18 protein-coding genes are annotated in these 23,407 nt (G+C 37.2%); all 18 read left to right on the top strand.

All coding sequences use genetic code 11. The features are described 5' to 3' along the window. The first annotated feature begins 245 nt into the window (after window positions 1-245). Window positions 246-1,379, top strand: coding sequence for an AAA family ATPase (locus HDCHBGLK_RS18560; protein WP_004605404.1), 1,134 nt, complete (start codon window positions 246-248; stop codon window positions 1,377-1,379). A 110-nt stretch (window positions 1,380-1,489) separates the two neighbouring features. After that, window positions 1,490-2,653: a tyrosine-type recombinase/integrase gene (locus HDCHBGLK_RS18555; protein WP_004605405.1), complete on the top strand. Its 1,164-nt coding sequence runs from the start codon at window positions 1,490-1,492 to the stop codon at window positions 2,651-2,653. Continuing rightward, window positions 2,653-3,879, top strand: a complete 1,227-nt coding sequence (locus tag HDCHBGLK_RS18550) for a site-specific integrase (RefSeq protein ID WP_004605406.1) — start codon at window positions 2,653-2,655, stop codon at window positions 3,877-3,879. Before HDCHBGLK_RS18555 ends, HDCHBGLK_RS18550 begins: the two co-directional genes overlap by 1 nt. Window positions 3,880-4,029: 150 nt before the next feature. Next, window positions 4,030-5,061, top strand: coding sequence for a PDDEXK nuclease domain-containing protein (locus tag HDCHBGLK_RS18545; protein ID WP_004605407.1), 1,032 nt, complete (start codon window positions 4,030-4,032; stop codon window positions 5,059-5,061). A 278-nt stretch (window positions 5,062-5,339) separates the two neighbouring features. Beyond that, entirely contained in the window at window positions 5,340-8,363 is a 3,024-nt protein-coding gene (locus tag HDCHBGLK_RS18540; RefSeq protein ID WP_004605409.1) for a DEAD/DEAH box helicase, read from the top strand. A 236-nt stretch (window positions 8,364-8,599) separates the two neighbouring features. Next, entirely contained in the window at window positions 8,600-9,985 is a 1,386-nt protein-coding gene (locus tag HDCHBGLK_RS18535; RefSeq protein WP_004605410.1) for an AAA family ATPase, read from the top strand. Continuing rightward, window positions 9,978-10,679, top strand: coding sequence for a hypothetical protein (locus HDCHBGLK_RS18530; RefSeq protein WP_004605411.1), 702 nt, complete (start codon window positions 9,978-9,980; stop codon window positions 10,677-10,679). Before HDCHBGLK_RS18535 ends, HDCHBGLK_RS18530 begins: the two co-directional genes overlap by 8 nt. Before the next feature lie 342 nt (window positions 10,680-11,021). After that, window positions 11,022-11,222 (top strand): helix-turn-helix domain-containing protein, encoded by a 201-nt coding sequence (locus HDCHBGLK_RS18525; RefSeq protein WP_004605412.1) that lies wholly within the window; start codon window positions 11,022-11,024, stop codon window positions 11,220-11,222. 371 nt (window positions 11,223-11,593) lie between these two features. Next, window positions 11,594-13,006, top strand: a complete 1,413-nt coding sequence (locus HDCHBGLK_RS18520; protein WP_039909335.1) for a hypothetical protein — start codon at window positions 11,594-11,596, stop codon at window positions 13,004-13,006. Window positions 13,007-13,017: 11 nt separating this feature from the next. Continuing rightward, window positions 13,018-14,532 carry a hypothetical protein gene (locus HDCHBGLK_RS18515; RefSeq protein ID WP_004605415.1) on the top strand — a complete coding sequence of 505 codons (1,515 nt, stop codon included), beginning with the start codon at window positions 13,018-13,020 and terminating at the stop codon, window positions 14,530-14,532. 256 nt (window positions 14,533-14,788) lie between these two features. Then, a complete protein-coding gene (locus tag HDCHBGLK_RS18510; protein WP_004605416.1) occupies window positions 14,789-16,237 on the top strand; it encodes a toll/interleukin-1 receptor domain-containing protein in 1,449 nt (482 codons plus the stop codon). 97 nt (window positions 16,238-16,334) lie between these two features. Beyond that, entirely contained in the window at window positions 16,335-16,685 is a 351-nt protein-coding gene (locus HDCHBGLK_RS18505; RefSeq protein ID WP_039909337.1) for a hypothetical protein, read from the top strand. 216 nt (window positions 16,686-16,901) lie between these two features. After that, complete coding sequence (locus tag HDCHBGLK_RS18500) at window positions 16,902-17,270, top strand: hypothetical protein (RefSeq protein ID WP_004605418.1); 369 nt, start codon at window positions 16,902-16,904, stop codon at window positions 17,268-17,270. Window positions 17,271-17,501: 231 nt separating this feature from the next. Next, window positions 17,502-19,034: an IS21 family transposase gene (gene istA / locus HDCHBGLK_RS18495; protein WP_004605483.1), complete on the top strand. Its 1,533-nt coding sequence runs from the start codon at window positions 17,502-17,504 to the stop codon at window positions 19,032-19,034. Beyond that, window positions 19,027-19,800 (top strand): ATP-binding protein, encoded by a 774-nt coding sequence (locus HDCHBGLK_RS18490; protein ID WP_004605482.1) that lies wholly within the window; start codon window positions 19,027-19,029, stop codon window positions 19,798-19,800. The genes istA and HDCHBGLK_RS18490 overlap by 8 nt, the downstream gene beginning before the upstream one ends. Next, the gene (locus tag HDCHBGLK_RS18485) at window positions 19,793-20,035 is read left to right on the top strand and encodes a hypothetical protein (RefSeq protein ID WP_004604852.1); all 243 of its coding nucleotides are present in this window, start codon (window positions 19,793-19,795) and stop codon (window positions 20,033-20,035) included. The genes HDCHBGLK_RS18490 and HDCHBGLK_RS18485 overlap by 8 nt, the downstream gene beginning before the upstream one ends. A 200-nt stretch (window positions 20,036-20,235) precedes the next feature. Next, a complete protein-coding gene (locus tag HDCHBGLK_RS18480; RefSeq protein ID WP_233440713.1) occupies window positions 20,236-20,949 on the top strand; it encodes a tyrosine-type recombinase/integrase in 714 nt (237 codons plus the stop codon). Between the two features lie 468 nt (window positions 20,950-21,417). Beyond that, window positions 21,418-23,406 carry an excinuclease ABC subunit UvrB gene (gene uvrB, locus HDCHBGLK_RS18475; RefSeq protein WP_004605421.1) on the top strand — a complete coding sequence of 663 codons (1,989 nt, stop codon included), beginning with the start codon at window positions 21,418-21,420 and terminating at the stop codon, window positions 23,404-23,406. The last annotated feature ends 1 nt before the right edge of the window (window position 23,407 follow it).

Raw genomic sequence — 23,407 nt, 5'->3', positions numbered from 1 at the left:
TGATAAATGAAATAGAAACAATATTAATTTAGAGAAGAAAACCAAGGAGTATATAAATTTGCGGAATGGTTTTGTACAGTTTTGAAAAGGAATATTTTATGCTATACTGAAGTATAAAATTACGCGTCATACGTGTATCGTGAATTAGGAAATAGTGGTTTAGGCGAACAAATTCGTACATAGAGGTCACTGTTTTGTATTCTCCAAAGAAGGTTGCAGAAAATGTGGTTGAAAGGAAGAGGAGAATGGGGCGCTATTTAAATCTAGGAAATGCAAGTTTTCAATCTATGAGAAAAGGGCTGTATGTTGATAAGAGTAAGCTGATTGGTTACATTAATGATACATTAGGAACAAAAGATAAATTTACTTGTGTCATTCGTCCGAGACGGTTTGGAAAATCTTATGCTGCCCAAATGCTTTGTGCTTATTATGATAAAAGTTGTGACTCGAGACTATTGTTTGAGAACCTTTCTATAACAAAATCAAAAAATTTTTCTATGTACTTAAATAAATATCCTGTCATTTATCTGGATATGGTATGGTTTATATCTACAGTAAAAGAAATAAGAGAGTGTGTCAGGTATCTTCAAAGAGAAGTAATCCGTGAATTACGTGAGACATATCCATTTGCTACCATAGAAGAAGAAAATCTTCCAGTTGCTTTGCGAGATATCAGCAGCACAATTGGTGAGAAATTTATCATTATTATTGATGAGTGGGACGTTTTGTTTCGGGAAGTAAAACAAGATAAGAAGATTCAGAAAGAATATTTAAGATTACTTCAAGCGTTGTTTGAGAGTAACAGTACAGATAAAATGATAGAAGCGGCATATATCACAGGAATCCTTCCAATCAAAAAATATGGTACTCCATCTGCATTGCCAGATTTTCGTGAGTACACTATGATACAGCCACAGTTTCAGGCAGAGTATGTGGGATTTACAAATAAAGAAGTACATGAACTGTGTCGGGAGTATGGTTTGGAGTATGCGGAAGTTAAAAAAAGGTATGACGGATATTCATTTAGTAAGACTTTTTCGATATACAATCCCAATTCTATTATACAGGCAATACGGAATAAAGAATTTGGAGATTATTGGATAGAAACAGAAACTTATGAGGGTTTAAAATACTATATCAATATGGATAAAGAGGGGCTTAAAGAAGCAATTCTTTCGCTGCTGAATGGCAACAGAAGCAAAATCAGTATAAAGACCTTCCAAAACGATATGCTGGAAATGAAGAGTAAAGATGACGTGCTTACATTACTAATTCATTTGGGATATCTTGCCTATGATGGAGAAAGAGAAGAAGTTTTTATTCCTAACCAGGAAGTGACTGATGAATTTAAAAATGCTGTGGAAATTAGCAGTTGGTAAGATATTTTCGTTATAGTGCATACAGGGATAGCAGGACAGTCAGAAAGGCTGTCTTTTTTCTATACCTAAATTTACAAAATAGTAACTATTCACGACCAAGGAGGGAACTTATGGTGCAGAAGAGTAAGAATGGGAATGCATTTTTTGAAAGGGGATCATGGTATCATAGGATAAAATGGTATGATGAAGATTATCTTGTGAGATATGGGAAAAAAGGGGGATTTAAAACAGAAGAGGAAGCAGAGAAGAGTTATAGAAAATATCTTAAAGCATTTGAGGATCAGAAAAGAACTCTAATGCGAAGAAAAGATACAAGATTAGAATTTAAGCAGTATTTGCAGGAGTGGCTGCAATGTCAAACCTGTTTTCAATCAACGACGAAAAAAGTATATCAATATGTATTGGGACAAGCTTTGCCGTATATGCATACAATGAAGTTATGTGCAGTTAATGAAAGATATCTTGAGACGGCGATTCAAAAGGTTTCAGAAAGAACAGAATCATATGGTTTGAAACTCTATGAATTATTTAGTATGGCCTTATCAGACGCATTTTCAGAGAGCCTGATTGAATACAATCCCATGCAAGAGTGCAAAAGACCAAAAAGAAAAAAGATAGAACTTCATATTTTGAATGAGCAGCAGAAATCACTTTTTATGAGATCAGCAAAATGTAGCTCATGGTATCTGGAAATTCTCCTGTGTATGTTTTGCGGAATGAAGAGGGGAGAAATCTATGCGTTGAGATTTGATGATTTTCATGTGGAAGAACGGACTGTAACCATAACCCATCAGGTCAGTGCGGAATACGTGAAAAAGGAAGATGGAAATTATATTTGTGTTCCGACAGAAAAAGAAATTGAGATGGAAAATGCCAGAAGAATATTAAGAGTTCCGGAAATTATTATGGAAGAGTTAGAAAAAAGAAGAACGAAGAATGAAGATAAAAGAATTTTATATGGGAATAGATATAAAGAACATCATCTGATATCTTGTCAAAAAAATGGGGATTACAGGAGCCTGGGATCTATGAATGCGGCTTTGAAGAGATTATGCAAACAAGCAGGGATTCCCAATATGACCACACAAGATTTGAGAGATATGTATGCAGAAATGATGTTGAAATCAGAAAATGTTTCTTTTTTAAAGTTAACTGCGCTTATGGGATATGGAACGATAGAAGAAACATATGAAAGATATTCGGATTTGTTAGTACGGAATGAAGATCAAAATAAATATATCAACCAGATTTTGGGGGAGGAAGGTATGTTTTGATGTTTGGAATTATAGAATGGAGTGTAGGGGATATCCAATTAAATCGAGGAAAATTCTGCTTTTCTGTAGAGATAGAATTGTGTGATTCTGTTATAAAACAGCAAAAAGGTGGTTACTTAAAGGAAAGTGAGGCAAAAGAGGAGAGGGAAAGAGTAATAGGAGCTTTGTATAGTAATCATTATGCGGTTTATGCAAATACAAGTGTTCAGGACTTTTATGAGTTTTGGCTAGAGGAAGTCAAAAAGAAGTCGCTTTCTTATAATTCATATTATTCTTTTAAAAAAACGGTTCAAAATTATATTTTGCCGTTGTATGGGCGCTTATCTATGGGGAAACTGCGGAAAAATCATGTAAAGAGAATTTATAAAAAAACATATGAGACATCTCCATCAGTAGCGAAGATTGTGAAGACTGTGCTTACAACTTCTTTCAAGTATGCATTGCGCTATGGATATGTGGAAGAAGATTATGTAACAGGATTAAAATGGAACAGAGTTATAAAGAAATCATCAAAAAGCGGACAGAAGAAAGCGCTGACAATACAGGAAATACAGCATCTGCTTAGTGAATCAAGAGATACCCCAATTGGTCTGCCGATCATGTTTGCTGTTTTGATGGGAATGAGGAGAGGAGAAATTGTAGGACTAAAATATACAGATATAAATTACGAATTGAAAACCATCTATATTCAGCGACAATTGGGAAGGAATCCTAATATGAAAGAAACAAATATGAAATTAAAAACTTATACAAAACAGGAAATTGATTTAAAAACACCTGCAAGTAGAAGAAAGATAAAGATACCGGATATGGTATTTGAAATGATCATGGAAGAGAGAACCAGATATGAACGCCATAAAAATAGAAGAAAAGGAGAATTTCAGGACTTGGATTTTATTTATTGTTCTACCTACGGCCGCCCCAGAACGGGCAATTATTTAGGAAAGCAGTTACACGATTTTATTTTGAACCATGATGTACCATATATAAATTGGAGAATCCTAAGATATACATATGCAACAACGATTTTAAAAGCGGGATATTCCTTAAAAGCAGTTTCAAAAACTCTAGGACATACAAAAAAAGAATTTACTGCGGATCATTATGTAGATATGAAAGAACTGATTCGGGATTTTCAGCCTTCTGTTGAAATGACAACAGGAAATGAGGAGAAAACTATGTGGGAATGGAGTTTGACGGAAGAAATGGAGAGATTATTAGAGTAGATATTGTAGAAAAAAGGAATCAAGAATAGAGTAGTAGCGTCATGGGAAAAATGATATAATTAGCGAAAGACTAGAGAAAATAAGTAGAACGAAGAGATAAGATTTTGGAATTTGTCAGACACTGCCTGACAAATTCAGGAAAGGAAATATATGCAAGAAATTACAAGAAATGATAAGATGGATTATTTGATCTCTGAAATTGAAAAAACGGTAGCGGTTGCCAAAGAACACCTCACAGGTGCTGTTAATCAGACAATGACAGAAACATATTGGAGAATAGGACGATATATTGTTGAATTTGAGCAGTTTGGAAATGAAAAGGCAATTTATGGAAAAAATTTGTTGTCAACACTTTCGAAAGAATTGACATTGCGTTTAGGGAAAGGTTATAGCAGACCAAATTTGAATAATATGAGGAAGTTCTATTTGAAGTATCCAAATTGTCAGACAGTGTCTGACAAATTGAGCTGGTCACATATTTGTGAGTTGATTAAGATTGACGATGATTTAGAGCGTAGTTTTTACGAAAAACAATGTGTGAAAGAAAGATGGGGGATTCGGACTTTAAAAAGACAGATGGATTCAGCTCTGTTTCTCAGACTTGCAGCGAGTCGGGACAAGGAGGGGATTTTGGAGCTGGCAAATAAAGGCGTTGAAATCAACAAGCCAGAAGATGTTATAAAAGATACCTATACATTGGAATTTTTGAATATACCAGAGTTGGAACAATATAGTGAAAGTGATCTTGAACAGCGAATTATTGATAACCTTCAGAAATTTTTATTAGAATTAGGAAAGGGTTTTACTTATGTAGGAAGACAGTATGGTATTACTATCAATAATGTCCATTACCGTGTAGATTTAGTTTTTTATCATCGGATTTTAAAATGTTTTGTGCTGATTGATTTGAAGAAAAACTCCGTACAACATGAAGACATTGGTCAAATGAATATGTACATGGGATATTTTGCAACTGAAGAAAATATGGAAGATGATAACCCTCCAATAGGGATTATTTTGAGTAAGAATAAAGATGAATTATTAGTTGAATATGCTACTTATGGAATGGATAGTAATTTGTTTGTTTCTAAATATGAGTTGTATTTACCGAATCGGAAAGAACTGGAAAAGTTAGTAAATCGTATTTTGGAGGATGATGATAAAGGAGAAGTAATCACATGAATATACTAAGTGGTGTATTTATGCGTGAAAATCCAGAAAAACTGTAAAAAGTAGAATCGAATTTCTGAGAATGGGCGATGCTTTGTCGCCTGTTTTGACTTTCTAGCTTTAACCAGTCGAGTGCGATTGGGAGGTCAGCAAGAACGTGGAGGATTTATACAATATGCTTATGAACAGGGAATAACTGCAGATGATACAGAAGCAAGTAATCAAATGATAAGAGATAATTGTTTTGCTAAAATTATGAAAACAATTATTATAGTAGGAGAAGATTCAAAGTGAAAAGTGTTACAAGATATTTCAGAAATGCTGTGGCAGCAAATATGCAAGGGACAATAGACTATAAAAAAGAGCATTTTTTTGTAGTTGCAGAAGAGGAATTACTATCTGGAAAGTTAAGTGAAGAGAATAATTTTAATATATGGAAGATGGACTATGATTCAGAGGGCAATATTGATGAAGAAAAGTTAAAGATAAAAAATGTAATTATTGCATTGAAGACATTAGCAACGGAATTCCAAGATGGTGGAAAGACTGAAGATAATATAGAAGAGATGACATCATTTTTCTTTTTGCCGTTATGTGTAAACCGCGACGGAGAGTTATGTAAGCCGAATGAGGGAAAAATACCTTGGATACCACGTGAGTATTTAAGACCTATGGAGGAGCCTTTGCTTGCTGTAGGAGATGTCGAAAAATATGATGAATTTTTGGAGGATACTACGAACGAAAGATATCAATTGAATTCGTGGCAGGATTATTTAGCATATGCGATAAAACTCTATGAATTTGTTACACAGACGCCATTCGAAAATAACTATATTAGAAATGGAAATGAATTATTTAAATTAGATGGCAGATATTACTTGTTTCAGGATTCGACAGTCAATGCTTCTTTTTATATTCTGCAGTTGTATAATGCTTTGGTAAAGGAAAGAGCTAATTCCTTGTACGATAGAATAACGAATGGAAAGATAGAGCCGTCAAAACCATTGATAAAAAATACTGATATAAGTAAAATGAAAGCTCACGCTGGACAAATGGGAGGGGCATATCCACTGTCGCCATCTCAGCGTGAGGCGATGAATCATTTTGGAGAAATAAATGAAGGAAATCTTTTGGCAGTCAGCGGACCTCCGGGAACAGGAAAGACTACTTTTTTGCAGTCTGTAGTGGCAGACATGTATGTAAAATCTGCTTTGCAGAAGGAAAAGGCGCCAATTATTGTTGCAGTATCCACTAATAATCAAGCGGTTACAAATATTATTGATTCTTTTGGACAGATTTCAGAGATTGGAATTTCTAATTTAGAACATAAGTGGATTACCGGAACGAATAGCTTTGCAGTTTATTTTCCTTCCAATGGGAAAGTAAAGGAAGCTATAAAAAAACGATATCAATATACGACGGTACGTGGAGGTGGATTTGCAGAGGAACTTGAGTCAGCAGAAAACAGACGTTCCTCAGGAAGATTATTTAAACAAGAATTTCATCAATATTTTCGAAGCGAAATAGAAAATATCGATTTTGCAGTATGCGAAGAAATATTGTGGAAGGAATTGAAGAAAGTAAATAAAGATAGAATAAACTGTCTCTCTATGTTGGACAATATGAAAAGTGTTCTCGGCAAGGAATCGTATGGAGAATATGTAGAAAGGATAATGCGAAATATATGGGAAGAAGAAGCAATTAGAAATGATTTGCAAAATCAAATAGAAAATATTCAGGAAACTATACAATGTTTTTTAAATAGAATGCAGGAATGGCGAACAGCTTATCAGCAATTGCCATGGTATGTACGATTATTAAAAAAGCTTTTCTGTTTTAAAAGCAGGATACAAAGATGGTCATTTTCCTTTGTAAATGAAGCGGAATTATTATTTTTAAGACGTGATATGTCAATAGATGAGATAGAAAAAGTTTATATGCAGAAAATATGTGATAATGATTTGAAAAAGAGTCAATTGCAGGAACAGAAACTTTGTATAGACGATAAAATAGAAAAATTAAAAAGTCAAAAAAAAGAAATAGATATAAGAATGGATCATTTAAAAGAGGGGTATCGAAGCTTCGAAAAATATAATGTTGCAGTTCCGGAAGATAGTGTGTTGAATGAATTCGACTTATGCAAATTGAACGATGTATTGGATCGGGTAAGATATGCGGAATTTTGGTTGGCAGTACATTATTATGAGAGCCGATGGCTGAAGAAAGAGAATCCGATTAGTGAGAAGCAAAAAGGGAAAACGTTTAAAAATATACTGGATGATATGTATCATCGGATTGCTATGATATCACCGTGTATGGTTATGACATTTTTTATGCTTCCGAAACAGTTTTTGGCATATGATGGAAATGAGAAAAAAAATCATTTTATGTATAACTATATAGATGTATTGGTTGTAGATGAAGCAGGACAGACATCTCCGGAGATTGCTGCCGCATCGTTTTCCTTAGCGAAAAAAGCAATTGTTGTAGGGGATGAGGAACAAATACCGCCCGTATGGGGAACTGCAAGAACTCTTGATATTGCAATGGCAATTAGTAATGAGGTAATTGCAAATAAAAGCGAATACAGTATGCTTGAAGAAAATGGTTTAAATTGTTCTCAATCCAGTATTATGAAATTAGCCGCAGTATCCTGTGCATTTAATAAATATAAAAGAGGGTTATTTTTAAGTGAACATCGCCGGTGTTATAATGAAATAATCGCATATTGTAACAAACTGGTATATGAGGGGAAATTGGAACCTAAGAGGGGCTCCTTTTATGCAGCTGAGCGCAATGAAGTAAGAGGGGTTCTTCCGGTAATGGGATTCAGACAGGTTACCACTGCAAAATCACAGAAATACGGAGGAAGCAGACGAAATATAGAAGAAGCGGAAGCTATTATAATGTGGCTGCAGAAAAAATATGAAACAATTTTGTCATGCTACAGAGACAAAGATGGATTTGATGAGAGAGGGGTATTGGGGATTATCACACCTTTTAAGAGCCAAAGTTTTTTGATAAAGAATCTTATAAAACATAGACTTCCGGAGTATTCAAAGTTTATTGATGTTGGGACGGTACATACGTTTCAAGGGGCGGAGCGAAAGGTCATTTTGTTTTCCTGTGTGTATGGAAGCGAAGATGGGTGCTATTTTATCAACAGAGCACCGAATCTTATGAATGTTGCGGTGTCTCGGGCAAAAGATTCATTTTTAGTTTTTGGAGATAAAGAGTGCCTCACAGGAGGGGAGAAAACTGCAGCCGGACTATTGAAAAAAATGGTGTTTGTGGAAGGTGAGGAACTACGTTAAGGGATATGATTAACAACGTAGAAGCGTCCGTATGTAAAGTAAATCAGGGCTATATTCATAAATTTTATCATGAGGTAGAGAATAGACAGAGTTTATTGTCCAACTGACGAATACAGTTATAAAGACGGTTTTAGAACATGAAAAATTAAAAATGTTAAAAATAATAACGAATATTGGATAAGAATTGACTCAAAGGGAAACATAACATATAATATAAAAAAGGAGGGCAGTTTATTATGCAGCAGATAGTAAGGTTGACAAGATTAACAATTGATAATATAAAAAATGTGCAGCATGGGGAACTTGAATTTGCACAAGGTGATAATAAAGGTGGTGTCCTTGGAATCTATGGACAGAATGGATCTGGCAAAACAGTTGTAATAGACTGCATGGTATTATTAAAGTGCTTGTTTAGCGGAAGAGAAATTCCTCCTCATTTTTATTACTATATCAATTGTTTATCAGATACAGCACATGTGAAATATGGATTTATGGTCCAGACAGATGCGGGTAAAGTAGAAGCAGAATACGAAGTTGAACTGTTAAAAAACGGGCGATCCAGTTTTTGTATCAGTTATGAAAAACTGAGTATGAAAGAATGCATAGAAGGGAAACGGCTGACACCTGTTTTTGAATATCGTAAGGGGAGCCAGGAACTGTTCCGACCATTAAAAAATCTGGAACATTTTCGGAAAAACCTGGAAAGTATGGTTGCTTTGGGAATGGCTCAACAGATTACCGAGGGATTTGATGAGGAACGGCAGATGCCGCAGGTTGGTTCTTTCCTGTTCTCGAAAAAAGCACAGGAGACATTCAGTAAGGAAAAAGGAGAGATTGAGAAACTTGCGAATCTATGCAGTATCCTGCAAAATTATGGATTGTATGATCTGGCAGTTATTGAGAATGCACATTATGGTCTCTTGGCACTAAATTTGGATACCATACCAGTTAATATAGACTGGCCAAATCCTATGAAAGCGAAAGGACCTGGAGTTATGCTGCATTTGACAGATATTAATGTAGTTCCAAAAGAAATTTACCCGTATGTATCTAGTACGATACAGCAGATTAATGTAGTGATGGCAGCATTGATTCCAGAAATTCAGATTGAAATCTATAACGCTTTTGATAAGTTGATGGAAAATGGAAAAGATGGCGTTCAATTTGAAATTATAACCATACGTGCGGGGGCACGTGTTCCTTTACTATATGAGTCGGCCGGAATAAAAAAACTGATTTCCATATGCAGTAATTTGGTAGCCTGCTATAACAGGAGATCTTACTGTCTTGTAGTAGATGAACTGGATTCCGGAATTTATGAGTATCTGCTTGGAGAGTGTATAGAGGTCATGCAGGAAAAAGCAAAAGGACAGTTGATCTTTACTTCTCATAATCTGCGGCCATTGGAAGTCCTAAAAAATGAATCTTTGATTTATACAACGGTTAATCCTCAGAACCGTTATATCAAATCTGTAAATATTAAAAATACACAAAATAAACGGTTATCTTATCTGCGTAGTATTAAGCTGGGCGGACAGAAAGAAAAACTTTATAATGAAACAAACATTTATAAAATGGAACTGGCTATGAAGCGCGCGGGGAAGGTGGGATTACATGACTAAAAAGATTATCCTGCTTCTTGTAGAAGGACCAACAGATGAGGACGCATTGGCACTGGTGTTTTCTAATCTTGTGAATGACCATGATATTGAGTTTGAAGTTTTGCATACAGACATTACTGCAGATGAAGCTATGACGGTAAAATATATTGAAAATAGGATTGAAGATGAAATTAATTATTATTTGAAGAAAAATCCATTTATTGAACGAGAAGATATCTTGAAAGTGGTTCAAATGATTGATACAGACGGAGCTTTTATTCCCAGTACCATGATACAGCAATCAGAAACCGGAAAAACGGAATATTTTGAAACGTATATAGCAGCAAAGAATAAAGATCGTCTTATCAGAAGAAATATCAGTAAAAGAAAGATTGTATATTACTTAGTAAAAGCAGACAATATAGCCGGATTTCCATATGAAATATATTTTTTCTCCAGGAATATGGAACATGTATTGCATGGTATTTCTGAAGATTTGTCAGATGATGAAAAAGAAGATTTGGCATTTGAAATAGCGGACCGATATAGCGATAGACCTATGGAGTTTTTGAAATCATTATATGATATTTCATTTCATGTACCGGGAACTTATGCGGAGACATGGAAATTTATCATGGAAAATGGAAATTCTTTAAAGCGCTATTGTAACGTGTCTTTGTTTTTTGAAAAATTAGGAATTATGATTGAAGAATAGTCTGTTGTTATATAGCTATTTGACGTATATCATTGCAGAAACATACCTGTTATGACAGGGATTTTAAATTATATGATTAAAAGCACGCATAAAATCAATTGTAAAAAAATACGATTGATTTTATGCTGTTTTTGTGGACTGTGCGGGCAGAATATCACTAGATGAAAATAGACGGACAGGTAACCTGATTCGTACATAGAGGTCACTTTTTGTATTCTCCAAAGGGGATAAGAGACAAATGATAGGAGATTGGTATCTTTCGGACTTTTGTATTATTCCGATAAGTGAAAAGTATTGTTCCGATAACAGGGGATACTACTGTTTGAAGAGAGGTGTAGATTTATGTACATGACAGTGAAGCAGGCTACAGAGAAATGGGGCGTTTCAGATAGGAGAGTTCGTATATTATGTTCAGAGGGGAAAATTTCGGGTGTTACCCACGAAGGGCGCAGTTGGAAAATTTCTGTAGATGCGAAGAAACCGGAAGACGATAGGTATAAAACAGCAGAGAGTTTGCTGGCGGCAATTGACAGGAAAATGTAGTTGAATACACTTACAATTCCAATGCGATAGAGGGAAACACGCTGACTTTGCGAGAGACGGATAGTATGTGATAAAGTAATCATCATGACAAAGAGTAATGATGCAAGCTTGGGTTATATTGTCTATTCTTCATTTCTCGCAGTTGCAAGTGAATAAAAAGAGCTTTGATCTATATATAAAAATTTATACTATGAAGAAGCCAGAACAGACTATCGTAAACTATCTTATTAGCGTTGATTGTGAAGAATTTGATATTATTCAGTATGAGAAGTCAATTAAGGAGTTTCAACTGTCGGCTAAAAGGAATGGACAGACTATATAGAAATTATAATTTACTTACTGCATATGAAAATGAATCGGGAGGACTGTATATGAAAGATAATATGTTTTGTCTTGCAGGAAAGGTAAGTATTCCAGTAGAAAAAAGGAATGAGATGAATAAATATGTCCTTGAAATCATGGACAAATGTGGTATAAGAAAGACAGTAGAAATGACGGTTGCAGGAAAGAAAGTGACTGTGGCTGCCCCTGCACGACCAAATACAGATGGGATTGTTTTATTTGATTATTCAATTTTTGAAAAGAAAAAGAGAAAAATTTCCCAATACGACCTGAATACTTGCGAACTGTATGTGGAAGATCCGGGCTATAATGAATTTGGTGTTGTAATGAATATGATAATGGTCTTGCAGGAAGCATTTACGAATGGCGGCTGCTATTTTATAAAATCTGGCAAGCTGTATGATGTAGAAATATACCTGCTTTTGATTCAGGGGGTATTAGGAGAGAAGGTAACGTTGCCTGGGCGAATTAGAATGTCGGAAGTGTATCTTTTTTTCAGAAATTCTGAAGAATATAAGGATATTACATATACAGATTTATTAGAGGATTATTCGGACAAGTATGGCAGATTGGATATAGAGCAGTTGCTGGCGGTTTTTGAAATCGAAAATAAAAAAATAATTATCCCTGAAGAGGGAAAGATATCTTGTAGAAACGAAATAAAATCTGCAAATTCATGCAGCCGGATAGAATATGCATACAGAGTTTTTCGAGGTATAAAAGAGACTGAAAAAACAGCAATGAAAAGTTTCCTTGCAGAACTGCTAAATGCTGATTTCGCCAAAAGAAAAGAACTGTCCGCACGTCAGGATGAAAAGGGGATTATTGCAGAACTCTCCTTATATGTTTTGCCTGTGCGTCTTGTGTTTGCCTATACGCAGGATGTCGACTTGGATTTCTGGGAAACATGGGACTCTCTGGGGACAAAAGGATATTCTGATATCACATGGGAAGCTGATTCAAAAGATGACGAAAGTGATTTCCAGAAGTTTCCTTTTTATAAGGCAATACAGAGAAAAAATGAAGATGAATTTTTAGAGTTTTGGGATGGAGGTAATCTGCTTTTATCACAAAATATGAAGGAGTGTATCCGATATTGGGAAGAGCAAATGAATGATATTTGCGTACCCTCTGTTATTTCAGTAGAAAATCTTTTGACAAATATTATAACTAGATTGGAACGTAGTTATTGCAGGTATGTGGATGAGAAGTTTGTTGCAGAGTTTATGGAGCATGGAAGTGAAATAAATTACCAAAAGGCACTTATACTTATTCAGCGGCTTTTGGACAAGGAGCAGGAGTATTTTCCAGAATTGACGGGTGAGCAGGCAGAAGAGTGGATCATTAAAGATTCCAGGGATAACTTTGATTATATTGAGATAAGCGCATTGGTGTCTTTGATGACAAACAAGAAACAAAGAAATATTATATTTGGATTTTAGGATGGTGTAGTATGGGTACATTTGCAGGATATACAGGAAAAATGGATATACCAGAAGAAAAGAGGGAATGCTTTGGCAAGCAAATGATGAAAATTCTGAACTATGGCGGAATGATGCAGTTTGAAAAGGTTTCATTGTTTGGTCACGAGCTGCTTCTTATAAGCCCAGTGGAATTGTCGAGTGAAGGTAAGGTGGATTTCTGGTATAATTATTTTGAAGAAAGCAGCTGGGAAAATGCAGGATTTTATGTGAATGATTCCATTTTCTATTCTAATAAGATAGGAAGCTGTGAGTTTTGTGACGTTATTCTTGCTGCATATGTGTTATATGAAATGTATGATAGAAGTCCTGGGTTTGTAGATTGCAATGGAGAAATAATTGATCCTCAATTTTATGGTGGATGGCTCAATCATATTCTCGGAACAACATTTTCTATGAAAAAGAGATATAATCTATGGGAAGCAGCAGAACATATTGCTTCTTTTAGAAGTGATTACGATAAGCCGTTTTCGAGAGATGAGTTAAGACAGTTGGTCCCTGATAAATTACTTAAAGCTGCTGGAGGAACAGAACTATCAGATCTGTTATATATCATATATGGTACTGAAAGTTTAAACTTAGATAATATAGTACCAGCATCCTATCCGGAGGATATATACAGGTGCAAAATGGCCTTATTGCATTTACAGGAGTGTTATGGAGATAAGTTTTATGACCATCTTTTACGATTTCTTCAATTGGACAGGAAGAGGAGAGAGAAAAGTAGGAACGAAAATTTAAAGGCACTTGCAGAATTATCGTTGTTCCTTCCGGCACGAGTATTTGTTTATCTTGCAGCAGAAATAAAACAGGAGTCATTTTGGAAATTGTGGGAAGAATGGAAAGATAAAGTATATTATGACGAGCAGATGAAACAGTACGCTTCTGGAAAGCTGCAGGAACAGCGGAGAAAATGGAAAGAAGAGATAATTCCGGAGATAAAAACAGCTGAATTTCTTCGGCAGGATAATTGGTTCACATTTTATGATACACCAGAAGAATTAGAAGGAAAAAGTAATTATTATCTGACGGATGATGACCGGATTTTCTGGTGGGACGGTACGGACGAAGTTGTTATATCAGAAGAGATGATCACATGGTTGAAAGAACTTGCTGATAGACATCGTAAACTAATGGAACTACCGGATGCAGGTTGTGGGGATATATTTGACAGCAGTAATTTTATAGAGAATTTTATGATTCTTCTGGAAAAAATATGTAGCTATTATAAGCGTATTTATCCTTTCAAAACAATGTTTTATGATTTTTATCAAAATTCAGAAAAGAAAGAGTACAGGGTTGCTGTAGTGCTGCTTAAAATGCTTTACGAGGAAAATAAAGAGGAAGGGAAAATTATCGAATACGCAAGAGGGAGTTGGGATATGGTCAGCAAAAACGTGACACAGAATATAGCCCGTTTACGGTTGAAAAGGTATCTGAGCGTTATGGCAAATACAAAAGTAAGAAAAAAATATTTTGGTTTTTAAGAGAACTTAAGTGCAAACGGCTCTGTTTAATAGAATACGAAAATCAACCGTTAAAGAATAAGCTGAATTGAAAAAGTAAATTTTGATGTGGAAAAATGGAATTTAATAGTCCGTTTTAGCTAGATATATATTACGTCTACTGCTTGTTATAGCCGATATTCTTTAGAGAGATAGTGTTTTCTTATATATGAGCAGACATTTGTGCTGTCGGATGGATATAAAATAAAAATAGTAAGTAAGTAGGAGGAACTATACATTGAAAGAAGATAGGATACCAAAGATATTTATATCATATTCTTGGAGTAGTGATGCGATAGTGCTAGAATTGGCACAGAGACTGGTTTCGCATGGGGTTGATGTTGTCCTTGATAAGTGGGATTTGAAAGAAGGTCAGGATAAATATGCGTTTATGGAACGTTGTGTTAATGATACTGAGATAACAAAAGTTCTAATTGTTTGTGATAAAGTATATGCACAGAAGGCGAATGATCGTACTGGAGGAGTAGGAGATGAAACTGTGATTATTTCCAGTGAAATCTATGGAAATACGAAACAAGAAAAATTCATTCCTGTTATAGCAGAAAAAAGCGAAGATGGGAAAGCATATGTTCCTACATATATAAAAACACGAATATATATTGATTTGTCTGATCCGGAGACATATGAGATAGAGTACGAGAAACTTCTTCGTAATATTTATGAAAAACCGCAATTTACAAAACCGAAGTTAGGAAAAATGCCTGAATGGCTTGACGAAGAGAAAACAGATTTTTTTCAACTAAAGGATTTAATTCGTCAAATCCATGGAAGTAATACAGATAACAAAAGAAAAAGCTGTATATCCCGATTCCAAATAACACACATCGAAGTTTTAAAGGGATATATTGAAAAGAATGCTAGTCCAGAACGAGTATACGAAATATTTTTAAATACCAAGCCAGTGAGAGATTTCTATTTAAAGTTTGTAGAAACCATTGCAGAGACAGAAACAGATTATGCAGAGATAATAGCTGAGGGTTTTGAAACAATGTATAACCAGCTGACTTGTATCAAAGCATTTGTGCCAAATGCGAATTCAGTTTCTCAAAATGACTTGGATATATTTAAAATCTATATATGGGAATTATTTATATGTGTTATTGCATTCATGCGTCATATTAAAGATTATGCAGCAATAAACGAAATGCTTACATATACATATTTTTTAGAAACAAGCATATTTGGAGGATCTATTAAGCCAAACAATTATACAGCTTTTAGACATCATAGTTGTGTCATTGAGGAGTATTATAAGCCAAAAACAGAGATGAAAAATAAATATACTCTTATGGGTGATGTTATTTGTAATCAGAGAGAAAAACTTCCAATTTACACAGGAGAAGCCATTGCTGAAGCGGATTTATTCCTTTATCAAGTATGCAATGCTTATGAATTATCAGAAAAGGAACAGAGCTGGCATAAAGTGTATTGGTTTCCAACTTGTTATGTTTATGTTAAGAACATGCCTATTGAATGGGAAAAAATGAAATCTCGAAGATACTGTGATAAGATGATGGTGTTGTTTGGTGTGGACAGTTTAGAGGACTTAAAGACGGTTATCAGTAGATGTACATTTGATAGTGGAATGAAGTACCCTGGGAGTTGGGATGCAGCACCAGCAATATTAAATTGCATTCAAATTGAAGATATAGGTATGTTGAGTTAATATTTTTAATGTTGATGATAAATATTAGTCTTTTTACAAGTTTGCTTTTTATTCTACTGAATGGATTCTAGGGAAGAAAATGAGAGAGGGATTGTCTATGGAATATAAATATCTATCATCTATACCAAAGCCGTTGTTAAATGATTTTGTGAATAATAGAGTGATTCCTTTTGTAGGAGCAGGATTTTCAAAGAATGCTGATATTCCTGCCGGACGCTCTATGCATGATTGGAATGAAATAGGTAAACTTGTTGCTGCTGAAATCACTGGTTATGATTATGGTAATACATGGATGACAGGAATTGTTTCTTTATGGAAGAGCTTCTTCCATGGTCAGAAAAACTTCCAGCGGAAATCCGTAAAGCTTAAATACTGGTGGCTGCAAAGCAGCCGCCTAAAAATGTCAAGGTACTCGCTATTTTGCGTTTACGAAATGAATCAGAAATGAAGCAGAAATGAAACAAAAATGAATCAGAAATGCATCAAAAATGCACCAGATTTGGTCTTGACATAGGCTTTTAAACTTTATAAAATGATAGAGTAGTATTTATGTGTAACAAAGAAATCTTTCAACATAATATATGCAGGTATAGAGGACAGTCGAAAAGGCTGTCCTTTTTCTATGCCTAAAAACAAAGAAATTTTATAAAAAAGGAGGAGGCTTATGGCACAGAAAAGCAAAAATGGATTTGCGTTTTTTGAAAGAGGATCATGGTATCACAGAATGCGTTGGTATGATGAAGAGTATCTTGTGAGATATGGTAAAAAAGGCGGGTTTAAAACAGAAGAGGAAGCTGAAAAAAGCTATATGAAATATCTTGAAGAATTTGAAGAACAGAAAAGAAATCTGATGAGAAAAAAGGATGCAAGTATAGAATTTACATATTATTTGCAAAAATGGCTTCAGCAGCAAAACTATTTTCAATCGAATACCAAAAAGGTATATCAATATGTATTGGGGCAGGCCTTACCATATATGCCAAAAATCAAGATGTGTGCTGTCAACGAGATTTATCTGTTTATTGTAAAATAGAATTACCGAAAGTTGCAAACGGGAATTGGAGAATGTTGCATCTCCAAATTGGAGAAAGTTGCAAGGCATTCGCTAGAAGCGCTCAGGAACGGTGTAGCGCTTGAGTGGCAGCCACCAAGTATGAGCATTCCCATGAAAAGATCCATTGCAGGTATATCCAAAAACCATTAACCTTATCTTTATTGTAGTCCAAACAATAAAGACAAGGAGGAAAGGAGAATGTCAACTACAATGGATCAGATACATCATATCAGAGATATGTTCTACCGGCAAGATAAGAACATTTCTGAAATCGCATCTGAGACCGGCCTTAACTGGAAAACGGTCAAAAAATATGTGGATATGGAGGACTTTAACAATCCATCTCCCAAACCTGCATCATCAGAGGTTCACGAATCCAAGCTTGACCCATTCAAACCTTTGATTGATGAATGGCTGCAGGCAGACAAGCTTGCACCAAGAAAGCAACGGCATACAGCCAAAAGAGTATTTAAACGCCTCAAGGATGAAGCAGATGGTTTCGGCTGCAGTTATCGGCTTGTTGCCTTATACGTCAAACAGAAGAAAGAGGAACTACGGCTAAAAAGAACCGATGGCTATATCCCTCTTAATCATCATCCCGGCGAAGCCCAGTCAGACTTTGGAACAGCCGATTTTTATGAAAATGACAGGCTTCATCACGAGGCTAAGTACCTTGTGCTCAGTTTTCCCTACAGTAACGGAGGTTTCCTCCAGCTTAATTATGGCGAAAACATGGAATGTCTTCTGGAAGGACTGGTTGCCATATTTGAGCACATCGGTGGTGTTCCCACGGAAATCTGGTTTGACAATACCAGAACCATTGTTACCGAAATCATCAAAGGTGGCGGGCGTAATGTAACAGAGCGGTTTCAACGCTTTTGTGAACACTACCGCATTAAGCCGGTTTTTATGAATCCTGAATCCGGATGGGAAAAAGGAAACGTGGAAAACAAGGTTGGCTACCTGCGCCGCAACGAACTTGTACCGGTACCCCGCTTTGATGATCTTGTGAAAGAAAACAAGCATCTTCTGGATCGTTGTGAAATCGATATGCAGCGTGAGCACTATGATGACGATGATGACCGCTTTATCAGTAAACTGTTTGAAGAAGATAAGGCTCGTTTACTGCCGCTTCCTTCCGTTCCGTTTGATACGGCACTTTACACAACGGCAACAACGGATAAATATGGAAAGTTTACTCTTGACGCAGGAAAGCACCGTTATTCTGCTTCACCGGCTTTCTGTGAGTCCATTGTAAATCTCAAGATTACATCCTCTGATGTGATTGTCATGGACAAAGATATGCACGAAGTGGTGCGTCATAAGCGCCTTTACGGCAATGAACATGAAAGAATGGACTGGCTGCCATACCTTACATATATCGCCAGGAAACCCCGTTCTCTTCGAAACAGCGGCATATATGACATGATGCCACAAACCATGCAGATATACATGGATAACTGCGAAAGCAAGGAACGCGGACGTGTCCTGAAGGTGCTTGCAGAACTTACGGAAAGAACCGGGTTTGCTAGTGCTGTCAGAACAGTTGACGAAGCAGTCCGGCTGAATGCCACAGATCCGGACAGTCTGCAGAGCCTTTACAGGCGAACCTATGCAGATGTACCGCTTCTGCCTCCGCTTGAAAACAAAGTTTTACTGCCACAGCAGAAGGTCATTCCGTTCAGAAATGATCTGAAAATGCTGGATGCCGCCCTTAAGAAGGGAGGTGTCTCAAATGGCTGATATAGAAAAATCCATTGCAGCATGCTGCAAACAGCTCAAGCTGTCCACGAACTTTGCAGGACAGGCTTTCGAGCAGAAAGGAGACACACCGCAGGAATACCTTTTAAACCTCCTGACAAACGAAATTGAATACCGTACAGCAAAAAGGAAGAGCAAGTTCCTCAATACCGCCGGCTTCCCACGTAGATACCGCGTGGAGGAATTCAGGGCAGATGAGATAGATTTCCCGGAAGACGTCAGCTTCCAAAGCCTGTTAGACCTGGAGTTTTATCATACAGGAAAAAATGTCATCATGTATGGAGGAACAGGAACCGGTAAAACAATGCTTTCCATTCTGATTGGAATGTCTGCATGTAATCAGGAAATTCCGGTAAGATTCTACCGCACTGCCGGACTTATCAATCTCTTTTCCGAGAGTCAGAGCAGCGGAAAGCTTACTGCACTGAAAAAGAAGCTTAACAGTGCCCGGATACTGATTCTGGATGAATTCGGATATGTTCCGTATGACCGCACCGGTTCACAGCTTCTGTTTGATTATCTTTCTGAGATACACGAGCAGAAATCGGTGATTTTAAACACGAATCTTGAATTCTCACAGTGGGTGAACGTTCTTTATGACCAACGGATGACAACAGCACTGATTGGCAGGCTCACCCACCATGTGGAACTGATTCTGTTCCCGGGGATCAATAATCGGTTACGTGAATCAAGCATCAATGCAACTCTTTCAAGAATCAGCAGTCAGGAGGCAGGTAACAATGGCTAAAAATAAAAAAGTTATCAAAGAACAGAAAAAATATCAAAACCTTCAGGAACGCTATGAGGAGATGAATGATTATCTTCTTGATCTCATAGAAGATCACCGATGCGCAGAAGAAGATCTGAGATATCTAAATGATTTTATCCATTATAAAGAGCTGGATGAGGAGTTCCGCTATTTCAGGGAACATGCACATGAAGATGAAAACTCGGAACTTCCGTTTCCATATCTCACGCTATAACAACTAAATATGGTCTGCAATGGCTATGTAGCTGGCAGAATAGCTGCCAGCCGAGGCCTTGCAACTTTCTCCAATTTGGAGATGCAACATTCTCCAAAAATATTTTGCATTTTTCTCCAAAAAGTGCTTGCAAAAAACAGATTTATCTTGAGACAGTTATCCATAAAGTATCAGCCAGAACAGAATCCTATGGGCTGAAATTGTATGAACTATTTAGTATGGCATTAGCAGATGCGTTTTCAGATAGTCTGATAGAATACAACCCGTTAAAAGATTGTAAAAGACCCAAGAGGAAAAAGGTGGAACTTTATATTTTGAATGAACAGGAGAAAGTGATGTTTATAAAATATGTAAAGTATAGTGCGTGGTATTTAGAAGTGCTTTTAAGTATGTTTTGTGGGTTGAAAAGGGGAGAAATCTATGCGTTAAAATTTAAGGATTTTAATATCGAAGAACGGACAGTAACTATTAGCCGGCAGGTGGTGGCAGAATATGTCAAGAAAGAAAATGGAAAGTACACCTGTATTCCGGTCGAAAAAGAGGTTGAAACAGAAAGTGCAAAAAGGATATTAAAGGTTCCGTCAATTATCATAGAAGAGTTGGAAAAACGAAAAATTCGGAATGAGGGGGAAAAGGTTTTATTTGGGAATGATTATAAAGACAATGATTTAGTATCTTGCCAAAACAATGGAGGATACAGAAGTTTGTCCTCTATGAATGCCGCATTGAAAAGAATCTGCAAAAAAGCAGACATTTCTACTGTGACGACGCAGGACTTAAGGGATATGTATGCGGAAAGGATGTTAAAGTCAGAGCAGGTTTCATTTTCGATGCTGACAGCACTTATGGGATACGGATCTGTAGAAGAGACTTATGAAAGATATTCAGACTTACTGCTACAGAAGACAGAGTAAAGGGAAGATGCTAAACAAATCGTTTCAGACGAAAAAAGGAAATCAAACGTTAAATTAGTAAGGTGAATGGAAAAGTGATATAATAGATAGGAAACTGACAAAGGTAAAGCAATCATGGGAATGTTGTAAATATTACACATTTTGTATATTTATGCGCGGGGTTAATGAAAAACGTAAAAGCATAATAGAATTTTCTTGAAATATCCATTGCTTTGCCTTCTGTTTTCGTACAATAAAAACCCTGACAAGGCAATACAAGAAATTACTAAAAAGAAAAGTTGACACTAAATAGTACATCATATAGAATGAAATAAGAACGTTTGTTCTTTGGAAAGTAATAAAATTGATACCGAAAAACAACAAAATTCGTGTTTTACGATTTATATAAGAAAAATAATATCCTGATTACACGAAAAATTCGTGTAATCACTAATCAAGTATTCAAAAATAATAAAGGGAGAAGCAGATATGAGTGAAGAAAAAATCTTTAAATTAGAGTCCCCCTATAAGCCTACCGGCGACCAGCCACAGGCAATCGAACAGCTCGTAAAAGGTTTCAGGGAAGGCAACCAATGCCAGACTTTACTAGGGGTTACAGGCTCCGGGAAGACGTTTACAATGGCGAATATCATCGCACAATTAAACAAGCCGACACTGATCATCGCACACAATAAAACCTTGGCAGCACAGCTTTATGGCGAGTTTAAGGAGTTCTTTCCATCGAATTCAGTGGAATATTTCGTTAGTTACTATGATTATTACCAGCCGGAGGCCTATGTACCGTCTTCCGATACCTATATAGCTAAAGATTCTTCCATCAATGACGAGATAGACAAGCTCCGCCATTCCGCTACGGCGGCGCTGTCTGAGCGCAGGGATGTCATTATCGTGGCCAGCGTGTCCTGCATCTATGGACTCGGCTCTCCAATCGATTACCAGAATATGGTCATCTCCCTTCGCCCTGGCATGGAAAAGGACCGGGACGAGGTCATCCATAAATTGATCGAGATTCAGTACGAACGCAATGAGATGGACTTTAAAAGAGGAACCTTCCGGGTGCGGGGCGATGTGTTGGAAATCATCCCTGCGCTTACAGAAGGGATGGCCTACCGGATCGAGTTCTTTGGGGACGAGGTGGACCGGATCACGGAGGTGGACGTGCTGACAGGGGAGATTAAGAACGAGCTGAACCATGTGGCCATCTTCCCGGCATCCCATTATGTGGTGTCAAAAGAGAGCATGGAGCGGGCGATCCGTGGTATTGAGGAGGAATTGGAGGATCAGATCCACTACTTTAAGAGCGAGGGGAAACTTCTGGAGGCCCAGAGAATCTCCGAGCGTACCAATTTTGACATTGAGATGATGCGGGAGACTGGCTTCTGTTCTGGAATCGAAAACTATTCCCGGCATCTGACCGGCCTGGAGCCAGGACAGCCGCCGCATACTTTGATCGATTATTTCCCGGATGACTTTATTATGATGATTGACGAGTCCCATAAGACGGTGCCCCAGATTGGCGGCATGTATCATGGGGATCAGTCCAGAAAGTCCACGCTGGTGGAATATGGATTCCGTCTGCCATCTGCCAAGGATAACCGGCCGTTAAGTTTTGAGGAATTCGAGAGCAAGATTGATCAGGTCATGTTCGTATCCGCGACTCCGGGTCCCTATGAAGAACAGCACGAACTGCTGCGGGCGGAACAAGTCATCCGTCCAACCGGCCTGCTTGATCCGGAAGTAGAGGTTCGTCCGGTGGAAGGCCAGATTGATGACCTTGTTGGAGAAGTGAATAAGGAAATCGCGAAGAAGAATAAGATATTGATTACCACTTTGACAAAGCGGATGGCGGAAGATCTGACAGATTACATGAGGGAACTGGGCATCCGGGTCAGATACCTTCACTCGGATATTGATACCCTTGAACGTACCGAGATTGTACGGGATATGCGCCTGGACGTGTTCGACGTGCTGGTAGGTATCAACCTTTTAAGAGAGGGACTGGATATTCCAGAGATTACTTTGGTAGCAATCCTGGATGCGGACAAAGAAGGGTTCCTGCGTTCTGAGACATCTCTGATACAGACGATTGGCCGAGCGGCGCGTAATGCCGAGGGCCATGTCATCATGTATGCAGACACGATCACAGATTCCATGCGGCTTGCTTTAGATGAGACCGAGCGGCGCAGGAAGGTACAGATGGAATATAATGAAGCCCATGGAATCACGCCGCAGACCATACAAAAGAGTGTCCGTGACCTGATCGCCGTATCTAAGAAGGTGGCAGCTGAAGAACTGCGTCTGGAGAAGGATCCGGAATCCATGAGCGAGAAGGAACTGGAGAAACTGACAAAAGAACTGACGAAACAGATGAAGAAGGCAGCCGCGGAATTGAACTTCGAGGCAGCTGCAGAATTGCGTGATAAATTAGTAGAATTGAAGAAACTATTGAAAGGATAAA

This window comes from [Clostridium] scindens ATCC 35704 (genome assembly GCF_004295125.1).
GTDB classification, from domain to species: Bacteria; Bacillota; Clostridia; order Lachnospirales; family Lachnospiraceae; genus Clostridium_AP; species Clostridium_AP scindens.
Note: the sequence above shows the minus strand (reverse complement) of the source record. Positions and strands in the feature narration are given on the sequence as shown.